9 protein-coding genes are annotated in these 9,446 nt (G+C 75.1%); 6 read left to right on the top strand and 3 right to left on the bottom strand.

Annotation, left to right across the window (positions count from 1 at the left end; translation table 11 throughout):
• Positions 1-117: 117 nt before the first annotated feature.
• Entirely contained in the window at positions 118-990 is an 873-nt protein-coding gene (locus tag ACFC0B_RS36365; protein ID WP_376096209.1) for a metallophosphoesterase family protein, read from the bottom strand.
• A gap of 156 nt (positions 991-1,146) precedes the next feature.
• Here ACFC0B_RS36365 and ACFC0B_RS36360 point away from each other — a divergent pair, with 156 nt between their 5' ends.
• The 4 genes from ACFC0B_RS36360 to ACFC0B_RS36345 all read left to right on the top strand — a co-directional run bounded on the left by ACFC0B_RS36360 (position 1,147) and on the right by ACFC0B_RS36345 (position 6,052).
• Positions 1,147-2,028, top strand: a complete 882-nt coding sequence (locus tag ACFC0B_RS36360; RefSeq protein WP_376096206.1) for a serine protease — start codon at positions 1,147-1,149, stop codon at positions 2,026-2,028.
• 157 nt (positions 2,029-2,185) lie between these two features.
• Positions 2,186-3,649 (top strand): S28 family serine protease, encoded by a 1,464-nt coding sequence (locus tag ACFC0B_RS36355; RefSeq protein WP_376096203.1) that lies wholly within the window; start codon positions 2,186-2,188, stop codon positions 3,647-3,649.
• Between the two features lie 152 nt (positions 3,650-3,801).
• The gene (locus tag ACFC0B_RS36350; protein WP_376096200.1) at positions 3,802-4,431 is read left to right on the top strand and encodes a TetR/AcrR family transcriptional regulator; all 630 of its coding nucleotides are present in this window, start codon (positions 3,802-3,804) and stop codon (positions 4,429-4,431) included.
• Positions 4,415-6,052, top strand: coding sequence for an acyl-CoA dehydrogenase family protein (locus tag ACFC0B_RS36345; protein ID WP_376096197.1), 1,638 nt, complete (start codon positions 4,415-4,417; stop codon positions 6,050-6,052). The genes ACFC0B_RS36350 and ACFC0B_RS36345 overlap by 17 nt, the downstream gene beginning before the upstream one ends.
• Positions 6,053-6,135: 83 nt before the next feature.
• Here ACFC0B_RS36345 and ACFC0B_RS36340 read toward each other — a convergent pair whose 3' ends face one another.
• Entirely contained in the window at positions 6,136-6,948 is an 813-nt protein-coding gene (locus ACFC0B_RS36340; protein ID WP_376096194.1) for an inositol monophosphatase family protein, read from the bottom strand.
• 99 nt (positions 6,949-7,047) lie between these two features.
• Between ACFC0B_RS36340 and ACFC0B_RS36335 the strand changes: the two genes are divergently transcribed.
• Together ACFC0B_RS36335 and ACFC0B_RS36330 are read left to right on the top strand one after the other, a co-directional pair.
• Positions 7,048-8,052 (top strand): Lrp/AsnC family transcriptional regulator, encoded by a 1,005-nt coding sequence (locus ACFC0B_RS36335; protein ID WP_376096191.1) that lies wholly within the window; start codon positions 7,048-7,050, stop codon positions 8,050-8,052.
• 104 nt (positions 8,053-8,156) lie between these two features.
• Complete coding sequence (locus ACFC0B_RS36330) at positions 8,157-8,576, top strand: hypothetical protein (RefSeq protein ID WP_376096188.1); 420 nt, start codon at positions 8,157-8,159, stop codon at positions 8,574-8,576.
• Between the two features lie 28 nt (positions 8,577-8,604).
• Here the strand turns inward: ACFC0B_RS36330 and ACFC0B_RS36325 are convergent, their stop codons facing one another.
• Entirely contained in the window at positions 8,605-9,441 is an 837-nt protein-coding gene (locus tag ACFC0B_RS36325) for a helix-turn-helix domain-containing protein (RefSeq protein WP_376096185.1), read from the bottom strand.
• Between the last annotated feature and the right edge of the window lie 5 nt (positions 9,442-9,446).

Raw genomic sequence — 9,446 nt, 5'->3', positions numbered from 1 at the left:
GGGGGGGGGGGTGGGCGCCGTTGGCGGCTGGGGGGGGGGGGGGGCCGGGGGGGGCGGGGCGGCCGGGGGGGGGGGGGGCGGCCGGGGGGGGGGGGCCGGGGGGGCCCCCCGCTCCGGTCAGGCGTCCGGGAAGACCTCGCGCAGCAGCGGGTCCGGCACGCCGCGCTTGCCCCACTCGCGCGGGTAGCCCAGCGACACCTCCTCGAACGGGACCCCGTCGTAGACGGTGCGCCGGGGGATGTGCAGGTGCCCGTAGATCATCGTGGCGGTGTCGAACCGGCGGTGCCAGTCCGCCGTCAGCTCGGTGCCGCACCACTGGGCGAACTCGGGGTACCAGAGGACCTCGGTGGGCTGGCGGACCAGCGGGTAGTGGTTGACCAGGACCAGCGGCAGCCCGGGGTCGTGCTCGGTGAGCCGCTTCTCGGTCAGCCGCACCCGCTCGCGGCACCAGGAGTCGCGGTCCGGGAACGGGTCCGGGTGCAGGAAGCGCTCGTCCGCGCAGACCACGCCGGACTCGTAGGCGGCGGCCAGCGACTCCTCCTTGGTGGTGGTGCCGGGGGCCCGGAAGGAGTAGTCGTACAGCAGGAACAGCGGGGCGACCGCGACCGGCCCGCCCGCGCCGGTCCACACCGGGTAGGGGTCCTCGGGGGTGACCACGCCGAGCTCGCGGCAGATGCCCAGCAGGTGCTCGTAGCGCTCGACGCCGCGCAGCTGGACCGGGTCGTTGGGGTGGGTCCACAGCTCGTGGTTGCCGGGGGCCCAGATCACCTTGGCGAAGCGCTCGGCGAGCAGGCCCAGCGCCCAGCGGATGGTGGTGGTGGACTCGGCCACGTCGCCGGCCACGATCAGCCAGTCGTCGGGCGAGCCGGGCCGCACCTGTTCGAGCAGGTCGCGGTTCTGCTGGTAGGAGACGTGCAGGTCGCTCACGGCGAGCAGCCGGCCCCCGGTCCCTTCCCGCCGCGTACCGTCCGCGTGGTTGTCACCGGCCATGTCAGTCCCCCTGGTGGTCGTCCCTGCCGTCCCGGCCACAGTACCGGGGTCCGGCGGCCGGAACACGGTGCCGGGATCTCCGTGCGGTGTTCGATCCCTTGACAGGGCGTCATGTCCGCGCCAGCTTTGGGGCACCCCCACACCGAGAGGTCTCTCATGAAGAAGCCGCTCATAGGCATGCTGGCCGCGCTCCTCACCGCCGGGGCGACCGCCCTCGCCGGCGCGCCCGTCGCGACCGCCTCCACCACCGCCTCCACGACGGCCGCCACGGCCGGTGCGGAGTCGGCGCAGGCCGGCAAGGTCGCCGCCGTCAACTTCGCCGGCACCGTGGCCCTCAGCAACTGTTCCGGCTCGCTGATCCGGTTCCCCGGCTCCGCGGCCGGCGACCCGGCGCTGGTGCTCTCCAACGGCCACTGCCTGGAGACCGGCATGCCCGGCCCCGGCCAGGTGGTCGTCAACCAGGCCTCCAGCCGCACCTTCACCCTGCTGAACGCGAGCGGCGGATCGGCGGGCACCCTGCGCGCCACCAAGATGGTCTACGGCACCATGACCGACACCGATGTGTCGATCTACCAGTTGAACACCACCTACTCCGCCATCCAGTCGAGCTACGGCATCGCCCCGCTGACCGTCGCGGCCACCCACCCCGTCCAGGGCACCGCGATCAAGGTGGTCTCCGGCTACTGGAAGCGGATCTACTCCTGCTCGGCCGACGGCTTCGCCTACCGGCTCAAGGAAGCGGACTGGACCTTCAAGGACTCCCTCCGCTACACCTCCGGCTGCAACGTCATCGGCGGCACCTCCGGCTCGCCGCTCGTCGACGCCAACAGCGGCCAGGTCGTCGCGGTGAACAACACCATCAACGAGAGCGGCCAGCGCTGCACGCTGAACAACCCCTGCGAGGTGGACCAGAACGGCGCGGTGACGGTCCGCCGGGGCATCGGCTACGCCCAGGAGACGTACATCATCCCCGCCTGCTTCGGCCCCGGGAACAAGCTCGACCTGACCCGGGCCGGCTGCACCCTGCCCCGCCCCTGACCAGCACGTTCGTCACCGATGGGTCATCCGCGACCGGCGGGTGGCCCATTCGGCCGTCTACCGGACGGCCCGGTCCGGCCCGCCGGCGGTGTACCTGCCGACGAAGCGTGGTACGGACCACAGCACCATCCAGTTCCGTTGACCCGATGGAGAGTTGATGACCACCACGATGCGAAGGCTGCTGGTCGCCGTTCTGCTGATACCGCTGCTCGGCCTCGGCCTGGCCCCGACCGCGCTGGCCGCCGGGCCGGAGACCGGGACCGCCGCGGCCGGCTCGCCCGCCGACGACCCGTCGGCCGACGTCAAGGCCCGCCTGGCGGCGATCCCCGGGATGACCGTCACCGAGGAGCAGCCCACCACCACCGGCCACCGCTACTTCCTGCTGACCTACACCCAGCCGATCGACCACAAGCGCCCCTGGCTGGGCACCTTCCAGCAGCGGCTCAGCGTGCTGCACCGCGGCTACGACCGGCCGACCGTCTTCTACACCAACGGCTACACGCTGCGGACCACGCCCACCCGCACCGAGCCGGCCCGGCTGGTCGACGGCAACCAGGTCTCCATCGAGTACCGCTACTTCACGCCGTCCCGGCCCGCGCCCGCCGACTGGACCAAGGCCGGCATCGAGCAGGCGGCCACCGACGCGCACCGGCTGATCACCGCGCTCAAGCGGATCTACCACCAGGAGTGGCTCTCCACCGGCGCCTCCAAGGGCGGCATGTCCTCCACCTACCACCGCCGCTTCTTCCCGGACGACGTGGCCGGCACCATCGCCTACGTCGCGCCCAACGACGTCAACGACCGCGAGGACTCCGCGTACAGCCGGTTCTTCGAGAACGTCGGCACCCCCGAGTGCCGCGCCGCGCTGACCGCCACCCAGCGTGAGCTGCTGGCCCGCCGCGACCGGCTGGGAGCCCGCTACGCCGCCGACAACGCCGCCGCCGGCTCCACCTTCACCACCATCGGCAGCGCCGACCGGGCCTACGAGCTCGCCGTGCTGGACTCGGTGTGGGCGTTCTGGCAGTACAGCCTGGCGGCCGACTGCGTGAACGCCCCGGGCGCCGCCGGCACCGACGACGCGCTGTACGCCTGGCTCGACGCGCAGTCCGGCATCACCGGCAACAGCGACCAGGCGCTCGCCGGGTACACCGCGTACTACTACCAGGCCGGCACCGAGCTGGGCTCGCCCTCCTTCGACGTCTCGGCGCTCAAGGGCCTGCTGCACTACGACTACAAGGAGCTGTACGCCCCGCGCACCTACGTGCCGCGCAGCATCCCGATGCGGTTCGACCCGTCCGCCATGCGCGACATCGACCGCTGGGTGCGCACCTCCGCCGAGCGGATCATCTACGTCTACGGCCAGAACGACCCGTGGGGCGCCGAGCCGTTCCGCCTCGGTCGGGGCAGCGAGGACAGCTACGTCTACACCGTGCCGGGCGGCAACCACGGCTCGAACATCTCCAGGCTGCCGGCCGCCGAGTCCGCGACGGCCACCGCCAAGGTGCTGGAGTGGGCCGGCCTCGGCTCCGACGCCGCCCGCGCGCTGAGCGGCGGCTACCAGGTGCCGCCGATCGGCCCGCTGGACGAGGCGGGGCTGCAGCAGGACCGCGTCCGGCTGTAGTCGGCCTCCCGCACTCCGGGCCACCGCGCACGACTCCGCACGGCCGCACGACCGCACGACCGCGAGGGCCGCCCGGCACCGGGCGGCCCTCCGCCGTTCCCGGGCCCGCGCGGCCCCTTCCCGAAGCAGTGAATCAGTGCTTCACTTCTTGCATGGCCTACCGACGCACCCCCGCCGTGCAAGCCCGCCTGGACGCCCAGCGCGAAGAGGTGCTCCAGGCCGCGGTCGGCCTGCTCGCCGAGCGCGGCTACGGCGGCTGCAGCATGGCCGCGGTCGCCGAGCGCGCCGGGATCGCCACCGGCTCGATGTACCGGCACTTCGCGAGCAAGGCCGAGCTGTCCGTCGAGCTCTTCCGCCGGGTGGTCACCCGGGAGGTCGCCGCCGTGCACGAGGCCGTCACCCGCCACGACACCCCCCGGGAGCGGATCGCGGCCGTCGTCGAGACCTTCGCCGCCCGCGCCCTGCGCGCCCCCCGGCTCGCCCACGCCCTGCTGGTCGAACCGGCCGACACCGCGGTGGACGCCGAACGCCTGGTCTTCCGCCGCACCTTCCGCGACGTGCTTGCCGCCGAGATCGCCGCCGCCCTCGCCGCGGGCGAGCTGCCGCCCCAGGACCCGCAGCTGACCGCCGCCGCGATCGTCGGCGCGACCGCCGAGGCCCTCACCGGCCCGCTCGCCGCCGCACCCCCGCCCGACCCCCGGACCACCCCCGACGCGGTGGTCCCCGCCCTGGTCACCTTCACCCTGCGATCCCTCGGAGGACGCGATGACAGCGACGCATGAGGTCACCAACCAGGTCCCGCTCCCGTACGGGCACGACACCGCCGCCGACCCCGCGCTGCTCGCCGCCCTGCACCGGGCCGGCGCCGGCTGGGCCGAGCCCGAACTGCGCGCCCTCGGCCGGCTGGCCGGCTCCGAACAGGCCGCCGAGTGGGGCCGGCTGGCCAACGAGAACCCGCCGGTGCTGCGCACCCACGACCGCTTCGGCCACCGGATCGACGAGGTCGAGTTCCACCCGTCCTGGCACGAGCTGATGCGCACCGCGGTCGGCCACGGCCTGCACGCCGCCCCCTGGCGCGACGACCGCCCCGGCGCGCACGCCGCCCGCGCCGCCAAGTTCTTCGTCTGGGGCCAGGTCGAGGCCGGCCACACCTGCCCGGTCTCGATGACCTACGCCGCCGTCCCCGCCCTGCGCGCCACCCCCGCGCTGGCCGCCGAGTTCGAGCCGCTGCTCGCCGCCACCGCGTACGACTTCGGGCTGCGCGAGCCGCACGGCAAGCGCGGGCTGATCGCCGGCATGTCGATGACCGAGAAGCAGGGCGGCTCGGACGTCCGCACCAACACCACCGCCGCCGTCCCGCACCCGGACGGCGGCTACCGGCTGACCGGCCACAAGTGGTTCACCTCGGCCCCGATGTCCGACCTCTTCCTCACCCTCGCCCAGGCGCCCGGCGGGCTCAGCTGCTTCCTGCTGCCGCGCGTCCTGCCGGACGGCACCCGCAACCGGCTGCGCCTGCAGCGGCTCAAGGACAAGCTGGGCAACAAGTCCAACGCCTCCGCCGAGATCGAGTACGACGAGGCCTACGGCCTGCTGGTCGGCGAGGAGGGCCGGGGCGTGCGGACCATCATCGAGATGGTCAACATGACCCGCCTGGACTGCACCATCGGCGCCGCCTCCGGCATGCGGCTCGGCGCCACCCGGGCCGTCCAGCACGCCCTGCACCGCCGCGCCTTCGGCAAGGCGCTGGTCGACCAGCCGCTGATGCGCAACGTGCTCGCGGACCTGGTCGTCGAGTCCGAGGCGGCCACCACGGTGGCGATGCGCCTGGCCCAGGCCACCGACGCCGCGCTCGCCGGGGACGAGCAGGAGGCGCTGGTGCGCCGGCTCGGCCTGGCCGTCGCCAAGTACTGGGTCTGCAAGCGCGGTCCGGCGCACGCCGCCGAGGCGCTGGAGTGCCTGGGCGGCAACGGCTACGTCGAGGAGTCCGGGATGCCCCGGCTCTACCGCGAGGCGCCGCTGGTATCCATCTGGGAGGGCTCCGGCAACGTCGCCGCCCTGGACGCGCTGCGCGCCATGGCCAGGCACCCGGAGACCGTCGACGCCCTGCTCGGCGAGCTGGACGCCGCCGCGGGCGCCGACCGCCGGTTGGACGCGGCCGTCGCCGGGCTGCGCAAGCAGCTCACCGACCTCGACCAGCTGGAGTACCGCACCCGCCGGCTGGTGGAGGCGATGGCCCTGGCCTTCCAGGGCTCGCTGCTCGTCCGGTACGGGGACCCGGCGGTCGCCGACGCGTTCTGCGCCTCCCGGCTGGGCGGCGACCACGGCGCGGCCTTCGGCACCCTGCCGCCCGGCCCGGACGCCGCGGCGATCATCGACCGCGCCCGGCCGGTGCCCGCCGCATGACCGCGCCCGACCCGGTCGCCGAGGCGGCCGAGGTGCGCGCCTTCTGCCACGACAACGCGGCCTCCCTGTTCAGGATCTGACGCTCAGTCAAGGTCCTTGAGCAGGGGTAGCGCCCGGGCGTGCAGGCCGGGCGGGGCGGCCAGGAAGCCGTCCGCGGCGGGTGTCCAGGCGGCCCCGGAGGCGTCGGTCACCATCGCACCCGCCTCCGCCGCGACCAGCGCGCCCGGCAGCAGGTTGGGCGCGTCCGGCCCGAACTCCCAGAACAGGCCGAGGTGTCCGGAGCCGACCTGGGCCACCTGGAGCGAGATCGGCCCGAGGTTGCGCACCGCGAGCACCGCGCCCGCCACCGCCGACAGCGAGGTGCCGGCCCGGCGCAGCGCCACCGGGTCGCGGGCGACCAGCGGCGGCTGTCCGGTCCCGGCCACCGCCGCCGCCAACTCCCGTTCCACGGCAGCGATCGGCCGCCCGTCCAGCTCGGCGCCGCCGCCGCGCACCGCCCGGTAGGTGGCCCCGAGCTGCGGCGCGTGCACCACGGCCAGCACCGCCGCGCCGTCCCGCAGCAGCGTCGCGGTCACCGCCCACTGCGGCAGCCCGAGCAGGAACTGCACCGCGCCGTCGGTGGCGTCGCACAGCCACCACTCGCCCCGGGCCGGCACCGCGCCGGCCGGCTCGTCGTCCACCCAGCCCGCCCGCGGACGCAACCCGCCCAGCCGGGACCGGAGTTCGGCCGCCGCCGGGCCGTCCAGCGCGTCGAACCGGGCCCTCGCCTCGGCCAGGGTGAACGCCGGGACCGGTCCGGCCGGGCGGCGGGCGGCCAGCCGCGCGCCGACCTCCCGGACCGCCGCCTCGACGCCCGTCAGCAGCTCGCGCAGTTCCCGCACCTCGTCGTTGCTCATCGTCCCTCTCCCGTTCGTCCCGGTCGCACGCTCCAGGAGTACCGTCGGAGCGGCCGGGCAGGACGCCGAACGGCGACGGAACGACGGAGATCGGACACCATGGACGTCACAGCTGCTGATCCGGACACCGTGCTGGACACCCTGGACCGCCGGCTGGTCTGCGCGCTCCAGGTGAACGGCCGGGCCGGGGCCGGGCGGATCGCCGAGGTGCTCGGGGTCTCCCCGCGCACCGTCACCCGCCGGCTCACCCGGCTCCAGCGGACCGGCCTGGTCCGGGTGGTCCGGATGCCCGATCCCGGGGACGCCGCGGTCGGCGCGCTGCTGCTGCGGATCCGGGTGCTGCGCGGCAAGGCCGACACCGTCGCCCAGGCCCTCGCCGACCGGCCGGACGTGCCGTTCGTCGACGTCATGCTCGGCGGCCAGGAGATCGGCGCGGTGATGCTCAGCGACGCCGGTGCCCGCGACCGCCTGCTCTACGGGCAACTGCCCGCCACCGCCGCTGTCGCCGAGACCACCGTCCACGCCGTGCTGCACGCCTTCGCGGACGCCGGCCAGTGGCGCTCCGGCCACCTGGGCGAGGCCGAGGCGGCGGCGCTCGCCGACCCCCCGGCCGCCCGGCCCGCCCCGGGCGGTGTGCCGCGGGACCAGGTGGACGAGCTGGACCGCGCGCTGCTGGCCCGGCTCGGCGAGGACGCCCGGCAGTCCCACGCGACCCTCGCGGCGGCGGTCGGCACCCCCGAGTCGACCGTCCGGCGCCGGCTGCACCGGCTGGAGGACGCCGGGCTGGTGCGCACCCACGCCACCGTCGACCCGCGGCTGCTGGGCCTCGCCGTGGACGCCAACCTCTGGCTGGACGTGCCGCCGGGCCGGCTCGCGGCGGTCGGCGCGGCCCTGGCCCGGCACCCGCAGGTGCACGGCGTCCTCGCGACCAGCGGGCCGGCCAATCTGATGGCCGCGGTGTTCTGCCCGGACCACGGCGGGCTCTACCGGTTCGTCACCGACACCCTCGGCCCGCTCGGCGTCGGCCGGGCCGAGACCACGATCGTGGCGCGGGCCGTCAAGCGGGCGGGCGTCACCCTGCGGCGGCCGCCCGCCCGGGCATGACCTCGGAGGTCATCGACGTCCGCTCCGCACCCCGGCACAGTGGTGCCCACCCGGCGGCGGCACCGCCGACCGGGATCCCACCCTGCTCCGGAGGCCGATCCGCCGTGTCCGCGCACACCCTGACCACCGCCCCCCGCACCGCCCCCGCCGCCCGGACGGCGCTGCGCCGGTGGCTCGTCCTCGACGCCGTCGTCAGCGGCGGCAACGGCCTCGCCTACCTGGCCTTCCCCGGCCCGCTCGGCGAGCTGCTGGGCGTCGGCCGCTCCACCCTGCTCGAACTCGGCGCCGTGCTGGCGGTGTTCGGCCTCGCGGTCGGCCTGCTGGCGGCCCGCCCGCAGCCGCCGGGCCTCGCGGTGCGGGCGGTGATCGACATCAACCTGGTCTGGACGGTGCTCAGCGTGGTGGCGATGGAGCTGTGGTTCGAGCCGACCACCGCCGGCTACGTCTGGATCCCGCTCCAGGCCGCCACCGTGGCCCTCTTCGCCGCCCTCCAGTTCACCGCCCTGCGCCGCCTGCCCGAGTGACCCCGCCCCGCCCGCCCGCTGACCGCCGCTACCGCACGGCGCCGACGACGGCCTGCAGGTAGGCGGCGGTCCCGGGGTCGGCCGGGAGGAAGGTCTCCATCGCCAGCTCGGAGACCGTGACGTCCATCGGCGTGTTGAAGGTCGCGATCGTCGACAGGAACGACAGCACCCGCCCCTCGTGGGCGATCCGCAGCGGCAGCGCGAACGGGAACAGCTCGGTGATGTCCTCCTCGTCCCCCTCCGCCGCCGCGGCGGGCGGCTCGGGGTAGGCCCGGACCTCCTCCAGCAGTGCCCGCAGCGGCTGCGAGCGGACCAGCCCGACCTGCTGCTCCATCCGCTCCAGCAGGTGCCGCCGCCACTGCCGCAGGTTCACGATCCGCGGTGCGACGCCCTCCGGGTGCAGGGTGATCCGCATCGCGTTGAGCGGCGGCTCCAGCAGGTGCGGGGCGACCCCGGAGAGCAGCAGCCCGAGCGCCCGGTTGGTCGCGAGGACCTGGAAGGTCCCGTCGACGACCAGCGCCGGGTACGGGTCGTGCGCGGCCAGCAGCCGCTCCATCCCGGAGCGCAGGGCGGACATCGCCGGGTCGTCCAGCCGCTTCTCCGGGTAGTGCGGCGCGTACCCGGCGGCCAGCAGCAGCGCGTTGCGCTCGCGGACCGGGACGTCGAGGTGCTCGGCGAGCCTGAGCACCATCTCCTGGCTCGGCCGGGCGCGGCCGTTCTCGATGAAGCTGATGTGCCGGGCCGAGGAGTCCGCCCGCAGGGCCAGCTGCAACTGGCTGAGCCGGCGCCGCTCCCGCCAGCCGCGCAGCAGCACGCCCACGCCGGTCCCGGCGGTCTCCGGCCCCATCCCCGCCATGATCGTCATGGCCG

The sequence above is a fragment of the Kitasatospora sp. NPDC056184 genome (assembly GCF_042268405.1).
In the GTDB taxonomy this organism is placed as follows: domain Bacteria; phylum Actinomycetota; class Actinomycetes; order Streptomycetales; family Streptomycetaceae; genus Kitasatospora.
Note: the sequence above shows the minus strand (reverse complement) of the source record. Positions and strands in the feature narration are given on the sequence as shown.